The organism is Frankia alni ACN14a, from assembly GCF_000058485.1.
Classification (GTDB): Bacteria; Actinomycetota; Actinomycetes; order Frankiales; family Frankiaceae; genus Frankia; species Frankia alni.
The window spans coordinates 6,519,340-6,537,398 of the sequence record NC_008278.1 but is presented as its reverse complement, the minus strand read 5'-3'; the positions used below and the strand labels follow the sequence as shown (position 1 = coordinate 6,537,398).

Below are 18,059 nucleotides of genomic sequence, written 5' to 3'. Positions count from 1 at the left end.
CGGCCCGACCGGGTGAGGGCCGGTACATAGACTGCGTTCATGGCCCGGCGCACCCAGTCTCTCGTGGTGGCGTCGGTACTGGCGTTGGTGCTCCTGGTCGTGGGCCTGTGGATGCCGGTACCGTTCGTCACTCTGGCCCCCGGGCCGGTCACCGACACGCTCGGCGCCGTCGACGGCACCCGGCTGATCACGATCGAGGGGCACCGCACCTACCCGACCTCCGGTCGGCTCGAGCTGACCACGGTCGAGGAGACCCCGAAGCTCAACCTGGTCAGCGCCCTGCAGGACTGGATCGACGATGACCGGGCGGTCGTCCCCACCGAGCTCATCCGGCCCCGCGGCTCCAGTCAGGAGCAGGTCCAGCAGGAGAACGCCCAGGCCATGCTGGACTCGCAGGACCAGGCCACGGCGGCCGCGCTCGCCCAGCTCGGCATCAAGGCGACGGGCCGATCGGTCGCTGTCTACACCATTCCGGACGGCTCGCCCGCCGCGGGCAGACTCGCGGCCGGCGACGTCATCACCCAGGTCGGCGGGGTCGCCGTGGCGACCCAGGACCAGCTACGCGCCCAGGTCGGCAAGGTCCGCCCCGGCGCGGCTGTCACCATCGCCTACAAGCGGGGTGGCAAGCCGGCCACCGTCACCATCACCACCCGCCCGGCAACCGACGACCCGACCCGGGCCATGATCGGCGTCACCACGACCGAGAAGCGGACCTACCCGTTCACCGTCCGCATCCGGCTGTCGGACGTCGGCGGGCCGAGCGCCGGCCTGATGTTCGCGATGGGCATCGTGGATCTGCTGACGCCCGGGGCACTCACCGGGGGGAAGACCATCGCCGGTACCGGGACGATCACGGCGGCCGGCGAGGTCGGGCCGATCGGCGGCATCCAGCAGAAGATCCTCGGCGCGAAGGCGTCCGGGGCGTCGATCTTCCTCGTGCCGGCGGCGAACTGCGCCGACGCCACGTCGGTGGACTCCGGCCGCGCCCCCCGCCTGGTGAAGGTCGACACCCTTACCGACGCCCTGAAGGCGGTCGACGCGCTGCGGACGAATCCGGCGGCGAGCGTGCCGTCCTGCTGAGCGCTCCGGCCGTCCGGGCCGGCCGGCTGGCCCGGGCCGGCCGAGTGATCCGGGCCGGCCGAGTGACCCGGGCCGGCCGAGTCGCCTGGGCCGGCCGGGTGGTCCGGGCCGGCCGGGTGGGGCGTGCGGACGGCCCCCGGGCCACGCGGGTTGCCGGCCGCCCCACCCGGCGGCCCAGGTCACTGGAACGTCGCGAGCAGCCCGTCGACGAGGTTGTCGGCCAGGTCGGGATCGACGACGAGCTCGTCGTCCCCGCGGACCCGCAGGCAGGACGCGTGCAGGCCGCTGCGGGTGACCCCGACGGCGAGCCGGACGTCCTGGCGCTCCGGGTGGTTCGCGGCCCAGTACTCGATCTCGTGGTCGGAGTACGGCGCCTCCTCCTCCGCGCTCGGCGGGAGGACGACGAGCTCGGTCACCAGCACGCAGCCCAGCACCTCAGGGGGCCACCCGATCCCGGCGAGCACTTCGTCGAGCCGGCCCACCGGCAGCGGCTCCTGCTCGACCGGGGTCAGCGAACCGGGCGGCGAATCCCCGATGTGGGGGGCCAACGCGGGTTCCCGCGCCAGCAGGTCGGCGGTGTCGGCGAGGGCGTAGACCTGGCTGGGCTGATCCCAGCCGGAGTCCGCGACGTGCCGCTCGACCTCGAGTACGACGGAGGTCAACTCCGTGATGTTCGGGCTGCTCACCGACCCATCCTCTCCGATCTCCCCTGAGTGCCTGGCGTAGGTTGCCGTACTGGGGCGGTACGCGCCCCTCGCGTCGGCACCACCCGGCTGATGGATCCGGAAACCCCGGATCCACCCTTCCGATGAACACCCGACCGTCCTGACCGCACGGAGGAACTGTGGCAACGACCAGTCGCCGCCCGGTGCTGACCCGCGCCAAGGTGATCGTCCCGGTGCTGCTGGCCGTCGCCCTCGTGATCGCGTTCGTCGCCATCTTCACGCGGCTCTACACGGACCTGCTGTTCTACCGCTCGGTCGATTTCAGCAAGGTCTTCACGACCGTCATCTACACCCGGATCCTGTTGTTCCTCATCTTCGGCGCGGTGATGGCCGTCGTCATCGGGACCAACATCGTACTTGGTTACCGGTTTCGCCCGCAGTTGCGGCCGCTGTCCACCGAGCAGCAGAACCTCGAACGCTACCGGTCGGCCATCGAGCCGTACATGAAGCTGGTCCTCGTCGCCGTCGCGGCGGTGTTCGGCCTGGCGGCGGGGCTGTCGGCGTCCGGCCGGTGGCGGACCTGGCTGCTGTGGGTGAACGGCGAGTCGTTCGGGACCAAGGACCCCCAGTTCCACCGGGACATCAGCTACTACGCCTTCACGTACCCGTTCCAGCGCTTCCTGCTCGGCTTCCTGCTGACCGCCGTGCTGCTGTCCCTGCTGGTCACCGTGCTGACCCACTACCTGTTCGGCGGCATCCGGCTGCAGACGCCGGGGGAGCGGGTGACACCCGCCGCGAAGGCGCACATCTCCGTGCTGCTCGGACTGCTCGCGCTGCTGAAGGCCTGGGCCTACTACCTCGACCGGTTCGGCTCGGTGTTCTCCTCGCGCGGCGTCGCCACCGGCGCGTCCTACACCGACGTTCACGCCGTGCTGCCCGCGAAGCTGATCCTGCTGTTCATCTCGCTGGCCTGTGCGGTGTTGTTCATCTACAACATCTTCCAGCGTGGCTGGACGCTGCCGCTGCTCGGCGCCGGGATCCTGGTGTTGTCGTCGGTGGTCATCGGCGGCATCTACCCGGCGTTCATCCAGCAGTTCCAGGTGCGGCCGAACGAGGCGACCCGCGAGCAGCCGTACATCGAACGCAACATCGCGGCGACCCGTGCGGCCTACGGCATCCAGAACGTCAAGCCGCAGTCGTACGCCGCGCGCACCGACGTCACCGCCGCGCAGGTCGCCGCGGACACCGGCACGGTGCCCAACACCCGCCTGCTCGACCCGAGCAAGCTGTCGCGCACGTTCCAGCAGCTCCAGCAGATCCGCGGCTACTACACGTTCCCGAAGACCCTCGACGTCGACCGGTACACCGTCACGGGCGCCGACAAGAAGCAGACCACCCGCGACTACGTCGTGTCCGTGCGGGAGCTCAACCAGGCCGGGCTCGGCGCCGACCAGCGCAACTGGATCAACGAGCACCTCACCTACACCCACGGCAAGGGTTTCGTCGCCGCCCCGTCGAACACCGTCGACGAGGGCCAGCCCGCGTTCGACGAGGGCGAGCAGAACCTGCCGCAGAAGGGTGACTTCGACGTCAGGGAGAACCGGGTCTACTTCGGTGAGATGTCGCCGAACTACTCCGTCGTCGGCACCCGCCAGGTGGAGATCGACGGCCCCGGCCCCGGTGCCGACACGCAGGTCACGACCACCTACACCGGCGACGGCGGCGTCTCGATCGGCTCCACCTTCCGGCAGGCCCTGTTCGCGCTGCGCTTCGGCGAGAAGAACCTGCTGCTGTCCGGCGACATCACCAAGAACTCGCGGATCCTCTACGAACGCAACCCGCGGGACCGGGTCAGCAAGGCCGCGCCCTGGCTCACCCTCGACGGCGACCCGTACCCCGCGGTCGTGAACGGCCGCATCACCTGGATCCTCGACGGCTACACCACGTCCGACGGCTACCCCTACTCCGCCCGGCGGACCCTGGGCGACGTCACCGCCGACTCGGTCACCGCGCAGAGCGGCAACCGGGCCCGGCAGGCCGCGAACCAGGTCAACTACATCCGAAACTCGGTGAAGGCGACCGTCGACGCCTACGACGGAACGGTGACCCTCTACGCCTGGGACGAGTCCGACCCGGTGCTGCGGACCTGGATGAAGGCCTTCCCGGACACGGTGAAGCCGAAGAAGGACATCTCCCCGTCGCTCATGGCGCACCTGCGCTACCCCGAGGACCTGTTCAAGGTCCAGCGCGACCTGATCGGCCAGTACCACGTGTCCGACCCGCGGGACTTCTACTCGCAGGAGGACTTCTGGCAGGTGTCGGAGTCGCCCGACGGCAGCGGGCAGCCACAGCCGCCGTTCTACGTGTACAGCAAGCTGCCCGACCGGTCCGGTCCGTCGTACAACCTGACGTCTCCGCTGATCTCGGCCCGGTCGTCGAAGCTCGCGGCCTACATGGCGGTCTCGAGCGACCCGTCGAACTACGGGCAGTTCACCCTGCTCAAACTCCCGCCAGGGGGCACGATCAACGGCCCCGTGCAGGTGCAGAACGCGATCGAGTCCAACGGTGACGTCGCGAACAAGCTGACGCTGTGGCGCGGCGCCGGCTCCCAGACCATCGAGGGCAACCTGCTGACGCTGCCGGTCGCGGGTGGGCTGCTCTACGTCGAGCCCTACTACGTCCAGGCCCGCGGCGGCTCGGGCTATCCCACGCTGCAGGGCATCGCCACCGCCTTCGGGGAGCGCATCGGCTTCGGCACCTCCCTGGGGGAGGCGCTCGACAAGGTCTTCGGTTCCGGAGCCGGGGCCGCGGCGGCCGGAGCCGGCACCGGCGCAACCACGACCACCGGCGGTGGCGGTCAGGCCACGACACAGGGCGGTGGCACCGGGGCCGCGCCACCGGGCGGGACCTCCGGGCTGCAGGACGCCGTCAACGACGCCGACAGCGCCTACAAGGCCGGCCAGGACGCCCTGCGTAAGAATCCGCCGGACTTCAACGCCTACGGTCAGGCGCAGACCGACCTGGCCGACGCGCTGAGCCGGCTGCGGACTCTCGCCAGCCCACCGACGACCCCACCTGCGGCGAGTCCCACGCCGAGCCGCTCGGCCGCGCCCACGACCCGCGGCACCGCCGCCGGCTCGGCGCCGCCGGGAACCACGCCCGCCGTCGCTGCTCCCGCGGGCCCCTCGGGTCCCCCGAGCCCGGCGGGCGCCACCGCCGGTCCGCCGCAGCAGCCACGGGCGGCACCCCCGCCCGGCTGACACCGGGCGAATCGCGACGATCCGCACCCTTTGCGATCTTCGCCGGGAAGCGCCCAAAATTGGGGCCGCCATCGGTTTGACATCTGCCGGTGGCGGCCCTGTATAGTAAAGGCACACCGACGCGGGGTGGAGCAGCTCGGTAGCTCGCTGGGCTCATAACCCAGAGGTCACAGGTTCAAATCCTGTCCCCGCTACCAAACGAAAAGGCTCCCGGAGATTCTCCGGGAGCCTTTTCGCATTCTGTCGCGCCGTCGCCGGCCGCAGCCTTCCTCGCCGACCGAGACCGAGACCGAGACCGCCGGGCGCTGCGGCTCAGCACCTCCGCCGGCGGGCAAGCACTCGTCGTCCCAGCCAGATCGCCACCACATCATGCCGAGGTCTGGGTACGGTTTCAGACCGGAAAATCGTACCCGGACCTCGGCTCGGCTCCGCAGCCGACCGGTGACACGGAGCGAGCAGATGGGCGCCCTGACGCCCCGGCCCGGCCCGCCCGGAGGCCGGGACCGCCTGCCGGCCTCGATCCTGCCTGGGGCGGGTCAGCGGGGGCGGGGCGTGCGCCAGGGGCTGCTGGGGCGCGCTGCCTCGGCGGCGCGGAGCAGGGACTGGGCGAGGCTGCGGGCCTCGTCGGGGTCGAGATAGGCGGCGGCGAGCGTATCCAGCATGGGCGCGTCCAGGCGGAGAAGGATCACCGGAGCCTTGCCGGCGCTCGCCGGCGGCTCGGGCCGTACGGTGATCTCGGCCTGGCCAATGCGAGTAACGAGTATGCCGTCCTGCGGGTCATGGTGGACAAGCGCCATGCTCACCCCATCGTGTCTGGGCCGAGTTGTTGTGTCATTGCATGTGTTGGACTCTTGTTGGTGCTGCTTGGTTGTTCGGGGAACGGTGTCGGCGGCGTGACTCCGCGTCCGTTCCCCACGCGAGGCGCCTCACCCGCGGCGACGGGCGCCCATCCGCCGACTCCGGCTCGGGTGCGCCCGTGACCACGGCTTTTTGCCGTCGTCGTCGCGCTTTGCCGCCACCGGCCGCCGTCCCGTTCGTGCCCCTGAAGCCCGCGTCATCCCTGCCCGCCCGTCCCCGTCGCGGTGGTGCGTCAGCGCGCTCCCCAGGCGTAGGTCTGCTTCACCAGACGCAGGTAGACGAAGGTCTCCGTCGCGAGAACCTGGGGAAGGGCGCGGATCCGGTCGTTGATCAGTTCCAGCAGGTGCTCGTCATCCTCCGCCACGATCTCGACGATGAGGTCGAACGAGCCGGCCGTAAGCACGACGTAGTCGACCTCGGGAAGATCGGCGATGGTGGCGGCGACCACCCGGGTGTCGCCGGTGACTCGGACGCCGATCATCGCCTCCCGATGGAAGCCGACGCGCAGCGGATCGGTGACGGCGACGATCTGCATGACGCCGGCGTCGAGCAGCCGTTGGACCCGCTGGCGCACCGCGGCCTCGGACAGCCCCACCGCGGCCGCCATCGCCGCGTACGAGCGCCGGCCGTCCTGCTGGAGCTGCTCGATGATGGCCTTGTTGATGTCGTCCAGCAGCCCGTCTGAGGCGGAGCGCTGGCCGGGCGTCCGTCGAGACTGCACCCGGCATCCTCCTCGTCTCGCCCGGCGCTGCGCCGGTCCGATCGCCGGCCGAGGCGTCGGGCCGCACCGGCCCGGCCGCTCGGAGGGCGTCCCGCTGTCATCGTATGGCTACGAGCGAACGAACGGGGAAGCGATACCCGAATCCACTTTTGTCTGCGGATTCACTCGCCGAGTGGCCAGTCGAGCTACGCTTTCGGTAGGCGCTCGGCTGAAGGGATGCGTGGACGGTGTCGAATCTGATCGTTACCGAGGCAAGTGTGACCCAGGCCGCACTTCACGCCCGGGCGGCGGAACTCACCGATCGGGAGGAGGCCCGCCTGCAGAGCCGGACCCGTGGTTCCGAACAGCTGCACGCGCGGGCGGCGCGGTCGATGACGTCGGGGGTGCCCTCGTCCTACCAGATCCGTGACCCGTGGCCGATCTACCTGACCCACGGGCGCGGTTCGCTCGTCTGGGACGTCGACGGCAACGAGTACGCCGACTTCCACAACGGCTTCGGCTCGATGATCCAGGGCCACGCCCACCCCGCGATCGTGCGGGCGGTGACCGAGCGGGTCGCCCTCGGCACCCACTTCGCCATGCCGACCGAGGACTCGGTCGTCGTCAGCGAGGAGCTCGCCCGCCGGTTCGGCCTGCCGCAGTGGCGCTACGTCAACTCGGGCTCCGAGGCGACCATGGACGCCATCCGCATCGCCCGCGGCGTCACCGGCCGCGACACGATCATCAAGATCTTCGGCTCGTACCATGGCCACCACGACTACGTGATGGTGTCGATCGGCGCGCCCTACGACGACATCGGCCCGGCCGACAACATGAACTCCCTCGGCTACGGCGCGGGCATCCCGCAGGCCGTCATCGACCTCACCGTGCCCGTCCCGTTCAACGACGCCCCCGCGATGGAACACCGCATCGAGGCCCTCGCCGCCGAGGGCCGCCTGCCCGCCTGCGTCATCATGGAGGCGGCGATGATGAACCTGGGCGTCGTCCTGCCCGAGCCCGGCTACCTCGAGGCGGTCCGGGAGATCACCGCCCGGCACGGCATCATCCTGATCTTCGATGAGGTCAAGACCGGCCTGTGCGTGGCTGCCGGCGGCGCCACCGAGCGCTTCGGCGTGCGACCCGACATGATCACCCTGGCCAAGGCCCTCGGCGGCGGCCTGCCGTCGGGCGCCATCGGCGCGACCGCGGAGATCATGGAGGTCGTCGCCTCGGACCGGGTCAAGCAGGTCGGCACGTTCAACGGCAACCCGCTGACCATGGCCGCCGCCCGCGCGAGCCTGCTGGAGGTGCTCACCCCCGAGGCCTACGCCCACCTCGACCACCTCAACGACCGCCTGATCGCCGGCTGCGACGAGATCCTGGCCCGCCACGGCATCCCCGGCTACACGGTCGGGATCAGCTCCAAGGGCTGCGTCCACTTCACCGACGCCCCCATCCGCGACTACACGTCCTTCATGGCCCACCAGAACGCCGCCCTGCCCGAGCTGGCCTGGCTCTACAACGCCAATCGCGGCGTCCTGATGGCCCCCGGCCGCGAGGAGGAGTGGACCCTCTCGGTCCAGCACACCGACGCCGACGTCGACCGCTACCTCGACAGCCTCGACTACCTCGCCCGAGACCTCACCGCCTGACGAGAGCCCGCCCGGACTTCCGGCCTGCCAGGTCAGTCCCGCAGCCGTTCCGCCGATCGAGCCTTCGCCTGCTCCGGACGCCGCGCACCGGCGCGCCTGGCAAGAAGGGTGAGTCTGCTCTCCAGGTGAGCAGGGCTTTCCTGCGCAGTCGATGATCGTCCGCGAGATTGCGATCGTGCGACCACTCGCTTGTAAGGCGAGCGCTCCGCCGCTGCCTGATCGCTTGGCTGGCCCGGGACAGCCGGCCGCGCCAGCGGGGCGGAGGAGAGCCAGCGGGGCGGAGGAGAACCGGCGGGCCGGAGCGGGGGGTCAGTGACCGGTGAGGTGGTCGAGGGCGGGGCCGAGGCGGGAGGGGCGGCCGGTGCGGTTCTCGCGGGTGTCGGCGGCGGCGGCGAGCAGGCGGCCGGCGTTGATGCCGAGCCAGCGGGCCGGTTCGGGTTCCCAGGGGCGGCGGTGGTCGACGACCCAGGGGAGCTTCGTGCGGGGGGAGTGCCGGCCGCGGATGAGGTCGGCGAGGGTGCGGCCGGCCAGGGCCGCCGCCGCGACGCCGTCGCCGACGTAGCCACCGGCCCACGCCAGGCCGGTGTCGGGATCGAAGCAGACGCCGGGGGTCCAGTCGCGCGGGACGCCGAGGGGGCCGCCCCAGCGGTGGGTGATCCGGGCGTTCGCGGCGGCGGGGAACAGGGTGGCCAGGGCGCGGCGGAGATGCTCGAAGACGGCGGGGGAGGAGTCGAAGGCCGGGCTGGTGCGCGAGCCGAAGTGGTACGGCGCGCCGCGGCCGCCGAGGACGATCCGGCCGTCCGCGCTGCGCTGGGCGTAGATGAGCAGCCGGCGCCCGTCGGACAGGGTGACCCGGCGGTACCAGCCGATCTCCGCCCAGACCGACTCCGGTAGTGGCTCGGTGGCGATGACGAGCGAGTAGACGGGGGCGAGCTCGCGGCGTAGGCCGGGCAGGGCGGGGGTGTAGCCCTCGGTGGCCCGCACGACGACGCCCGCCTGGATCTCGCCGTCGGCCAGTACGACCCGGCCAGGGTCGATGCTCTCGGCGGGGGAGTGTTCGAACAGCTCGACGCCGTGGCGCTGCGCCGCCGCCGCGAGGCCCCGGACCAGCTTGAGCGGATGCAGCGCGGCGCACTGTGGGTCGAGGATCCCGCCGAGCGCGCCGGGTACCCGGACGAGGCGCGCGGCCTGGTCGGCGTCCAGCCAGGTCGGCGATGACGGCAATGACGGGGAGGTCGGCGATGGCGGGGATGACGGCAATGACGGGGAGGGCGGGGAGGACGCGACGGCGGGCAAGGCTGCGAGCAGGCTCGCGCGCAGGCGGGTGAGCTGGGCGGGGGTGGTGGCGAGTTCGAGGAAGCCGTCCTTGACGAGGTCGCAGTCGATGCCCTCGGCGCGACAGACGGCGTCGATGTCGTCGATGGTGGCCGCGAGCGGGCCGCGCATCGCCGGCGCCATCGACTGGACGGGGAACAGCGCCGAGCACCAGCCGCCGTTGCGCCCGGACGCGCCGAAGCCGGCGGTCTCCCGCTCGACGACGGCCACCCGCAGCGTCGGGTCGTCGCGGCGCAGGTGGTAGGCGGTCCACAGGCCGGTGAAGCCGGCGCCCACGATGGCGACGTCGGCGGTGAGCCGGCCCACCAGGCGCGGCCGGGGTGCCGGGGCGGGGCCGGCGGTGTCGTGCCACAGGGACGGGACGGCGGCTGCGGCGGCTGAGGTTGTGGCGGCTGGGGTTGTGGCGGCTGGGGTTGCGGCGGGACGTCGGCGGCCCGGCATCGTTTCGACCTGCCTTTCTCGGGGCCGTGCGCCCTGCGCTGGACCGGGCCCGGGTAGCGTGTTTCCGTGGCGTCACGGTCCTTTGTTCACGCTATCCGTGGCACGAGGTTCGTGTAACCATCGTAATCGTTGTGTCGACATGTCGGGCGGCCGGACGGTCGGGGGACCATCAGCGTTAGGAGCAACGTATGGACGCGATCCTCGCCAACTTCGTCGGCGGCGTCTCCCGTCAGAGCGCCGACGGCGAGACGATGTCGATTCTGAACCCGTCGACCGGCGAGCTGTTCGCCGAGGCCCCGCGGTCCGGTCCCCCCGACGTCGACGCCGCCGTCCGCGCCGCGTCCACGGCGTTCGAGACCTGGCGCGACACCACCCCGTCCGAACGTGCCCGGGCGCTGCTGCGCCTCGCGGACGCGCTGGAGGAGCGTGCCGACGAGGTCGCCGCCGTGGAGAGCGCCAACACCGGCAAGCCGCTGCAGCTCACCGTCGACGAGGAGGTCGGGCCGTCCGCCGACCAGATTCGCTTCTTCGCCGGGGCCGCGCGCCTGCTGGAGGGCCGGGCCGCCGGGGAGTACCTCGCCGGGCACACCAGCTACGTCCGCCGGGAGCCCGTCGGGGTCTGCGCGCAGGTCACGCCGTGGAACTACCCGTTGATGATGGCGGTGTGGAAGATCGCCCCGGCAATCGCGGCCGGCAACACGGTCATCCTCAAGCCGTCGGACACGACCCCGGCGTCCAGCCTGCTGCTCGCCGAGATCGCCGCCGAGTTCCTTCCGCCGGGCGTGCTCAACGTCGTCTGCGGAGACCGGGACACCGGGCGGGCGCTGGTCGCGCACCCGGGGCCGGCGATGGTGTCGGTGACCGGCAGCGTGCGCGCCGGCATGGAGGTGGCACGGGCGGCGGCGGACTCGCTCAAGCGGGTTCATCTCGAGCTCGGCGGCAAGGCGCCGGTCATCGTCTTCGACGACGTGGACCCGGCCGCCGTCGCCGCGGAGATCGCCGGCGCCGCCTACTTCAACGCCGGCCAGGACTGCACCGCGGCGACCCGGGTGCTGGCCGCGCCGGGGATCCACGACGATCTCGCCGCGGCGCTGGCCGAGGCGGCCCGGGGCACCGCGACGGGCTCACCGGACGAGACCGACGTCGACTACGGCCCGCTGAACAGCGCCGGTCAACTCGACCGGGTCGGCGGGTTCGTCCGGCGGGCGCCGGGACACGCCGCGGTGCTCGCCGGCGGTGCGGCCCTCGACCGGCCCGGCTACTTCTATCCCGCGACGGTCGTCGCCGGCCTGCGCCAGGACGACGAACTCATCCAGTCGGAGGTCTTCGGCCCGGTCATCACCGTGCAGCGGTTCGACTCGGAGGACACGGCGGTGGAGTGGGCCAACGGCGTGGAGTACGGCCTGGCCTCCAGCGTCTGGACGCGCGATCACGGCCGGGCCATGCGGGTCGCGCGCCGCCTGGACTTCGGCTGCGTATGGATCAACACTCACATCCCGATCGTCGCGGAGATGCCGCACGGCGGATTCAAGAAGAGCGGCTACGGCAAGGATCTGTCCGTGTACGGCCTGGAGGACTACACCAGGATCAAGCACGTGATGAGCAACATCGAGTTCTGATCTGGGGTGGCCATGACCGTCGGTGCGCCGAGTGTGGGGCCTGGGGAGCTGACCTCGCGATTCGTCACGGTCCACGGGTATCGGCGCTGCTACCTGCGCGCCGGCCGCGGGCCGGTGCTGCTGCTGATCCACGGCATCGGGGACAACGCCCGCACCTGGGCGCCGATCATCGGCGAGCTCGCGCGGCGCCACACGGTGATAGCCCCCGACCTGCTCGGGCACGGGGAGTCGGACAAGCCGCGCGGCGACTACTCGGTGGCCGGCTATGCCTGCGGTATGCGTGACCTGCTCACCGTGCTCGGCATCGAGCGGGCGACGGTCGTCGGGCATTCGCTGGGCGGCGGGGTCGCGATGCAGTTCGCCTACCAGTTCCCGGAGCGCTGCGAGCGGCTCGTCCTGGTGGCCACCGGCGGGGTCGGGCCCGATCTGCACCCGGCTCTTCGGGCCGCGGCGCTGCCGGGCGCCGGCGCGGTGATATCGCTGATGGGCGTCCCGCCGGTGCGGCTCGTCGGCTGGGCCGGGCTGCGGGCGCTGCGGCTGCTGCACACCGCCCTGGGCCGCGATGCCGAGGACATCCTGCACGTCTGCGACTCGCTCGGGGTGCCGACGGCGCGGGCGGCCTTCCTGCGGACACTGCGAAGCGTCGTCGACGCCCACGGGCAGGCCATCACGATGCTCGACCGCTGCTATCTCGCCGCCGGGATGCCGTCGCTGATCGTCTGGGGGGACCGGGACGCGGTGATCCCGGTCGAGCACGCTCGGATCGCGCATGCGGCCATGCCCGGAAGCCGACTGGAGATCTTCCCCGGTGCCGGGCATTTCCCGCATCACAGCGATCCCGCGCGCTTCCGGCGGGTTCTTGAGGATTTCCTGGCCACGACCAGGCCGGCGAGCCACTCGCCGCGCCAGTGGCGGACGATGCTGCGCGAACACGGACGGGAGCCGCGCACCACCCGGCCGGCGGGCGACCTCGGCGCCGCGCCCCCACCTGCGGCGGCTGCCAGGGCTGTCGCCGAGCACACCGCCGCCGGGGTGGGAGCCGCCGCCGGGTCGGGCGCCGCCGGGTCGGGCGCCGCCGGGTCGGGCGCCGCCGGGTCGGGCGCCGGCGGGTCGGGCGCCGGCGGGTCGGGAGCCGCCGGGTCGGGCGCCGGCGGGTCGGGCGCCGGCGGGTCGGGAGCCGCCGGCGAGCGGAGCACCGGCGTCGAGACGAGCACCGGCGTCGAGAACGCCACCACCGCCGAGTCCCCCCGTTCGGGGATGTCGGGGGCGGGGAAGGCGCGGGTGGGGCGGTCGGGATCGGGGAGGCGGCAGGCGGGGGGGAACGGCCGGGGCGGGCCGCGCGATCCGGGCGCAGCCGTCGGCTGAGGCCCGCGGGCCGGTATCGGGCCGAAACGGGTTCGGCCTGGCCGGCCTCCCCCGCCGCGGTCGGGTCTATGCCCTCGCGGCCGCGGATGGACGGCTAAGCGATGGGTGGGCCGGAAGGCCCCGGACAGATGCGGTCATGCCTTCTCGGCTTGAACCGCTCTCCTCGACGCTCTTCGCGACCGGGAAGTTCCCGGGGTCGACGGAGATCCTGCCCACTCGTACCTTGTGCATGGCCCACCTGTTCGGGCCACCCGGCGTTCGGATGATGCACAGTCTTCGGCGCGGGTCTGCATTAACAGGTCGCCACCCGCTATCGTGGAGTTCAACGGGCAGGCCGGCGTCAATATGGCCTATCCTTGGTGGCGTAACACCAAAGTCCTCAAATCTCGGAGGTCCACCCTTGGCACGCCGTGCACGACTCAGCTGGCCGCAGGAACGGCACCAGGCGAGTGAAGTGGTTGTCAGCCGGGTTGACCCCGGGCGGGGCTGGACGCTGGAGCAGGCCCGTGACCTGGTGCGACAGGGTTACTCCGTCGAGCATGTGGCGGAACGCACCGGGTTTCCGGAGCAGATGCTGAAAGTCGCCGAGGAGGACTGAGCGGAGTCGCCCGTCATCCCGGTGTCAGGAAAGTGCCACGGTGAGCCATGGTCGCCCACCGTCGTCGGCCGCGCGGTAATCGCTTCTGCGGGCCAATCCATCGGGCCGGTCGGCGGATCTTTCGTGGCCACTCTCCGTCGGTGGTCCCTATAGCTACCTCAAGCTAACCTAACAGTCGACGATATGACAGTGCGCCGGAGCCGGGTCACGCTGCGCACAACGCAATGGGCGGCTTCGTCGGCTTCGTCAACCAATTCGTCCAGTGTGCCGCCCGCGCTTCCGACTCATCCGCTGGCCCGGTGCTATGCCGCTGGCCCGGTGCTATGCCGCTGACCCGGCCCTATGCCGCTGGTCCGGCGCTATGCCGCGCGGAACCGGTGACGCGCACCAGCCGCGCGAGATGGTCGCTGTAGACCGCCTCCAGCCCGTATCCGGCCAGGCGTGTCAGGGTGCCTGTGCTCTGCGCATCCCAGCCGAACGCGGCGATACCGAGGTCGCGCAGAACGCCGACGATCCCGGCCCGTGGTGGTGTCCATTCCCGTGTCCGTAGGTTCAGCGCGGCCACACCGGCGGCGCGCAGTCGCCCGCCGTAGGCGCCGACCCCCCCACCATCCATCACGGTGCGCATCGAGGTGGAGTTCACCAGACGCACGTCCGGGTCACGATCCCGGAAGGCGGCGAGTTCCGGGAGGGTCCCGCACAGCCACAGCCGCCGGACCGCCGAGCTTCCGCCCGCGCTTCGGGCCACGGCGACCACGGCGTCCGCCGCGGGCGCCCAGCCATCGGGCGGACCCTTCAGATCGAGGCTGAACTCGAACGACGTGCCGAGTTCGGCGTAGAACGCGGTCAGCGACGGCACCCAGGCGGGCAGCCGGTCGGCGGTCAGATCACTGATCCGCCGCCGCCGGCCGGGCGGCCCGAGCACCCCGTCGTGGTGGAGCACCGGCACCCCGTCGGCGGTCAGCCAGGCGTCCGACTCCAGCCCGCTGGCCCCGCCGGCCAGCGCCCGCCGGAACGCGGGCAGGGTGTTCTCCCGTTGGTGCGGGGCCGGTGCCCCGCGGTGCGCGAAGCCGATCACCGGCCGCCACTCATCTCCTGGGGGTTGCGTGTGGGCCCGTGGTTCTGCTGGGGGCTCAGTCGTTGAAGGAACGCAGCGCGACGTCGTGCAGGTAGCCGTTGGTCGTCAGCACGGTGCCGTGGCCCGGGCCGCGACGACCGGCCAGGTCGGTGAACCGGCCGCCGGCCTCCTCGACGATGACCTGCAGCGCCGCCATGTCCCACAGGGACACCTCGGGCTCGCAGGCGAGGTCCACCGCGCCCTCGGCGACCATCATGTGCGACCAGAAGTCGCCGTAGCCGCGGGTCCGCCAGACCTGGTCGGCCAGGTGCAGGAACTGGTCGAGGCGGTCCGCGGTCCGCCAGCCCTCCACCGAGGCGAAGGACAGGAACGCATCCCCCAGCCGGCTGACCGAGGAGACCTTGAGCGCCCGGGTGTCGCCGGTGGCGTCCCGGGTGAACGCGCCGGTGCCCCGGGCCCCCCACCAGCGCCGGCTCATCGCGGGTGCGCTCGCCACGCCGACGACCATCTGGCCGTCCACCTCCAGGCCGAGCAGAGTGCCCCAGACCGGCACGCCGCGCACGAAGTTCTTCGTGCCGTCGACCGGGTCGAGGATCCAGCGTCGCCGGGCGCCCGCGCCGACGAGCCCCTCCTCCTCACCGAGGACGGCGTCCCCCGGCCGGGCGACGGCGAGCCGCTCGCGGATCATGGATTCGACGGCGGTGTCGGCATCGGAGACCGGCGTGTTGTCCGGCTTGGATTCGACGTGCAGATCAACGGCTTGGAAGCGGGAGAGAGTTATCCGATCGGCGGCGTCCGCGAGACTCAGCGCGAGCGCGAGATCGTCGGCGACGGCGACGGCGTCGCTGTCCTCGGTCGATGCGGTGCCCACGGAGGTGGGGTTAGGCGGGGTCACGCCTGCGAGACTACGAGTCGAGCCCACTCACGCGTCGGTCACGCGGACGGCGGGCCCCGCGTGGCGGGAAGAGTGTGACGAATCTCGCGACCGCACTCTCACAGGGGCGTTCCGCGGGCCGCCAGCAGGCGGCGAAGGCTCGCGAGCCGCGCGGCGTCGGCCGCCCCGTCCCGGACCGCCGAGTCCAGCGCGCAGTCGGGCGACGGGGCGAGATGCTCGCAGCCGGGCTGGCAGTGCTCGGCCGCGGCGGCGAGGTCGGAGAAGGCCCGCAGCACCCGGTTCGGCGCCACCGCACCGAGGCCGAACGACCGCACCCCAGGCGTGTCGATCACTGTGCCACCCGCCGGGAGCAGCAGCGCCACGGCCGCCGACGACGTGTGCCGCCCGCGGCCCGTCACGGCGTTGACCTCGCCGATCGCCCGGTCCGCGGCCGGCACCAGCCGGTTGACCAGGCTGGACTTCCCGACCCCGCTGTGGCCGAAGAACACGCTGACCCGGTCGGTCAGCAGCGCCAGCAGCGGGTCGAGGTCGCAGTCCGGCCGGGTCGTCAGCACCGGGAATCCCAGCGGCCGGTACAGCTCGATCAGCGGCGCGGGGTCGGCCAGGTCGGTCTTGGTCAGGCACAGCACCGGGGACAGCCCGCCGTCGTAGGCGGCGACCAGGCAGCGGTCGATCAGGCCCGGCCGCGGCGCGGGATCCGTCACCGAGCAGACGATGACCAGGATGTCGGCGTTCGCGACGATCGGCCGCTCCGCCGGGTCGGTGTCGTCGGGCGTGCGCCGCAGGACACTCGTGCGCTCCTCGCGGCGCACCAGCCGGGCCAGCGCCCCGGACGTCCCCGAGACGTCGCCGACGAGCGCGACCCGGTCCCCGACGACCACCGACGTGCGGCGCATCGAGCCGCCGCGCACCGCGGCGACCAGCCGCTGCGGCGTCGGGCCCGGCCGGCAGGTGTAGCGGCCGCGGTCGACCCCGACCACCACCGCCGGCACCGCCTCGGCGTGGTCGGGCCGCTCCCGGGTTCGGGGACGCGAGCTGCGCCCCGGTCGCACCCGGACATCGTCCTCGTCCAGCTCGCGCGCCATCGGCTAGCCCACGGCCCGGTTCGCCGCGCCGCTCATCCGCTCGGTGGTGATCAGCTCGGTGCTCATCCGGCCAGCGCTCATCCGGCCAGCATCGCCGTCCACATGCGGGGGAAGTCGGGCACCGTCTTGCCGGTCGTCGCGATGTCGTCGATGACGATCCCCGGCACGACCAGGCCGACCACCGCGTACGCCATCGCCAGCCGGTGGTCGGCCCGCGGGTCGAGGCGCGCGCCGCGCAGGGGCGCCGGCTCGATGGCCAGCCCGTCGTCGGTCACCGTGATCCGCGCGCCGAGACTGCCGAGCTCCTGGGCGAGGGCGACGAGCCGGTCGGTCTCCTGCAGGCGCAGGTGCCCGATGCCGCGCAGCCGGGACGGCGAGTCGGCGAGGACGGCGAGCGCGGTCAGGACGGGCGCGGCCTCCCCGAAGTCGCCGAGGTCGACGTCGATCCCGTGGATCCCGCCGCCGCCGCTGACCGCCAGGCCCGCCGCGGTGCGCTCGGTCGTGGCGCCCATCGCCGCCAGCAGTGTGGGGAGCATCCGGCCGGGCTGCTCGGTCGCCTCGGGCCAGTCCGGCACCACCACCCGCCCCCCGGTGGCGAGCGCGGCCGCGAGGAAGGCCGCGGCGCTGTTCATGTCCGGCTCGATGGCCCGGTCGGCGGCGGTGAGCTCGCCCGGCTCGACCCGCCAGCGCCGGCTGCCGTCGGCGCCGGGCGGCGCGACGTCGACCACCGCGCCCGCCGCCCGCAGATCGGCGACCGTCATGTCGAGATAGGGGCCCGACGGCAGGCGCGTCCCGCGGTGCACGACCGTGACCCCGGCGTCGTAGCGGGGGGCGGCGAGCAGCAGGCCGGAGACGAGCTGGCTGGAGTCGGAGGCGTCCACGGTGACCTCGCCGCCGGGCAGCCGGCCGCGGCCGCGCACGGTGAAGGGCATCCGGTCGCCGTCGATGTCGGCGCCGAGCCGGCGCAGCGCGCCGAGCAGCGGGGTGAGCGGCCGGTCACGCATGCGGGCGTCGCCGTCGAACGCGACGTCGCCCTCGCGCAGGGTGGCCAGGGCCGGGGTGAACCGGGCGACGGTGCCTGCGTTGCCGCACTCGGCCCGTGCCCCGGCGGCGAGGCGGGTGGTCGGCGCGGGTCGCACGATCCAGTCCGGCCCGTCGGTGCTGATCTCGGCACCCAGCGCGCGCAGCACTCCCGCCATCAGCAGGGTGTCGCGCGAGCGCAGGGCCCCACGCAGCCGGGACGTCCCGTTCGCCAGGGTGGCCAGAACAAGCGCCCGGTTCGTGCCGGACTTCGCCCCCGGCACCGGGACGACGGCCGTCACGGGACGCTGCGCGGTCGGGGCCGGCCACGGGTCGGACTGCGTGCCCGTGGCCTCGATGCCGGTCAGGATGCTCACCATGACAGCATGCCGGATGGTCGGCCGCCCC

At 72.5% G+C, this 18,059-nt stretch carries 13 protein-coding genes and 1 tRNA gene; 6 read left to right on the top strand and 8 right to left on the bottom strand.

Going from position 1 to position 18,059, the window contains the following annotated elements; genetic code table 11:
- The first annotated feature begins 39 nt into the window (after nucleotides 1-39).
- Nucleotides 40-1,080: a YlbL family protein gene (locus FRAAL_RS26270; protein ID WP_011607081.1), complete on the top strand. Its 1,041-nt coding sequence runs from the start codon at nucleotides 40-42 to the stop codon at nucleotides 1,078-1,080.
- 179 nt (nucleotides 1,081-1,259) lie between these two features.
- Here the strand turns inward: FRAAL_RS26270 and FRAAL_RS26265 are convergent, their stop codons facing one another.
- Entirely contained in the window at nucleotides 1,260-1,766 is a 507-nt protein-coding gene (locus FRAAL_RS26265) for a PPA1309 family protein (RefSeq protein ID WP_041939808.1), read from the bottom strand.
- A 158-nt stretch (nucleotides 1,767-1,924) separates the two neighbouring features.
- Here FRAAL_RS26265 and FRAAL_RS26260 point away from each other — a divergent pair, with 158 nt between their 5' ends.
- Both FRAAL_RS26260 and FRAAL_RS26255 read left to right on the top strand, forming a co-directional pair.
- Nucleotides 1,925-5,005: a UPF0182 family membrane protein gene (locus FRAAL_RS26260; protein WP_011607079.1), complete on the top strand. Its 3,081-nt coding sequence runs from the start codon at nucleotides 1,925-1,927 to the stop codon at nucleotides 5,003-5,005.
- A 120-nt stretch (nucleotides 5,006-5,125) separates the two neighbouring features.
- Nucleotides 5,126-5,202 (top strand) — tRNA-Met (locus tag FRAAL_RS26255).
- Nucleotides 5,203-5,541: 339 nt separating this feature from the next.
- Here the strand turns inward: FRAAL_RS26255 and FRAAL_RS26250 are convergent.
- Nucleotides 5,542-5,802 (bottom strand): hypothetical protein, encoded by a 261-nt coding sequence (locus FRAAL_RS26250; RefSeq protein ID WP_041941031.1) that lies wholly within the window; start codon nucleotides 5,800-5,802, stop codon nucleotides 5,542-5,544.
- A gap of 293 nt (nucleotides 5,803-6,095) precedes the next feature.
- On the bottom strand, nucleotides 6,096-6,584 hold the full coding sequence (locus FRAAL_RS26245) for an Lrp/AsnC family transcriptional regulator (RefSeq protein ID WP_011607077.1): 489 nt from the start codon (nucleotides 6,582-6,584) through the stop codon (nucleotides 6,096-6,098).
- A gap of 227 nt (nucleotides 6,585-6,811) precedes the next feature.
- Between FRAAL_RS26245 and FRAAL_RS26240 the strand changes: the two genes are divergently transcribed.
- On the top strand, nucleotides 6,812-8,215 hold the full coding sequence (locus FRAAL_RS26240; protein ID WP_011607076.1) for an aspartate aminotransferase family protein: 1,404 nt from the start codon (nucleotides 6,812-6,814) through the stop codon (nucleotides 8,213-8,215).
- Between the two features lie 309 nt (nucleotides 8,216-8,524).
- On the opposite strand, the gene FRAAL_RS26235 is transcribed toward FRAAL_RS26240, so the two are convergent.
- Nucleotides 8,525-9,991, bottom strand: coding sequence for an NAD(P)/FAD-dependent oxidoreductase (locus FRAAL_RS26235; RefSeq protein ID WP_011607075.1), 1,467 nt, complete (start codon nucleotides 9,989-9,991; stop codon nucleotides 8,525-8,527).
- Between the two features lie 188 nt (nucleotides 9,992-10,179).
- Between FRAAL_RS26235 and FRAAL_RS26230 the strand changes: the two genes are divergently transcribed.
- Nucleotides 10,180-11,610, top strand: a complete 1,431-nt coding sequence (locus FRAAL_RS26230; protein ID WP_011607074.1) for a gamma-aminobutyraldehyde dehydrogenase — start codon at nucleotides 10,180-10,182, stop codon at nucleotides 11,608-11,610.
- Between the two features lie 12 nt (nucleotides 11,611-11,622).
- Nucleotides 11,623-12,975: an alpha/beta fold hydrolase gene (locus FRAAL_RS26225; protein ID WP_011607073.1), complete on the top strand. Its 1,353-nt coding sequence runs from the start codon at nucleotides 11,623-11,625 to the stop codon at nucleotides 12,973-12,975.
- Nucleotides 12,976-13,913: 938 nt separating this feature from the next.
- On the opposite strand, the gene FRAAL_RS26215 is transcribed toward FRAAL_RS26225, so the two are convergent.
- The 4 genes from FRAAL_RS26215 to aroA form a co-directional block, all read right to left on the bottom strand.
- A complete protein-coding gene (locus FRAAL_RS26215) occupies nucleotides 13,914-14,651 on the bottom strand; it encodes a glycerophosphodiester phosphodiesterase (protein WP_011607071.1) in 738 nt (245 codons plus the stop codon).
- A 55-nt stretch (nucleotides 14,652-14,706) separates the two neighbouring features.
- Nucleotides 14,707-15,546 carry a histidinol-phosphatase gene (gene hisN / locus FRAAL_RS26210; RefSeq protein WP_041939806.1) on the bottom strand — a complete coding sequence of 280 codons (840 nt, stop codon included), beginning with the start codon at nucleotides 15,544-15,546 and terminating at the stop codon, nucleotides 14,707-14,709.
- Between the two features lie 98 nt (nucleotides 15,547-15,644).
- Nucleotides 15,645-16,631 (bottom strand): ribosome small subunit-dependent GTPase A, encoded by a 987-nt coding sequence (gene rsgA, locus FRAAL_RS26205; RefSeq protein ID WP_041939805.1) that lies wholly within the window; start codon nucleotides 16,629-16,631, stop codon nucleotides 15,645-15,647.
- Between the two features lie 77 nt (nucleotides 16,632-16,708).
- Nucleotides 16,709-18,031, bottom strand: a complete 1,323-nt coding sequence (gene aroA, locus FRAAL_RS26200; RefSeq protein WP_041939804.1) for a 3-phosphoshikimate 1-carboxyvinyltransferase — start codon at nucleotides 18,029-18,031, stop codon at nucleotides 16,709-16,711.
- Between the last annotated feature and the right edge of the window lie 28 nt (nucleotides 18,032-18,059).

Bases quoted from the DNA above. Each gene is read 5' to 3' on its own strand.
- aroA (WP_041939804.1), bottom strand. From the start codon at position 18,031: ATGGTGAGCATCCTGACCGGCATCGAGGCCACGGGCACGCAGTCCGAC.
- FRAAL_RS26225 (WP_011607073.1), top strand. From the start codon at position 11,623: ATGACCGTCGGTGCGCCGAGTGTGGGGCCTGGGGAGCTGACCTCGCGA.
- rsgA (WP_041939805.1), bottom strand. From the start codon at position 16,631: ATGGCGCGCGAGCTGGACGAGGACGATGTCCGGGTGCGACCGGGGCGC.
- FRAAL_RS26230 (WP_011607074.1), top strand. From the start codon at position 10,180: ATGGACGCGATCCTCGCCAACTTCGTCGGCGGCGTCTCCCGTCAGAGC.
- FRAAL_RS26250 (WP_041941031.1), bottom strand. From the start codon at position 5,802: ATGGCGCTTGTCCACCATGACCCGCAGGACGGCATACTCGTTACTCGC.
- FRAAL_RS26270 (WP_011607081.1), top strand. From the start codon at position 40: ATGGCCCGGCGCACCCAGTCTCTCGTGGTGGCGTCGGTACTGGCGTTG.
- FRAAL_RS26235 (WP_011607075.1), bottom strand. From the start codon at position 9,991: ATGCCGGGCCGCCGACGTCCCGCCGCAACCCCAGCCGCCACAACCCCA.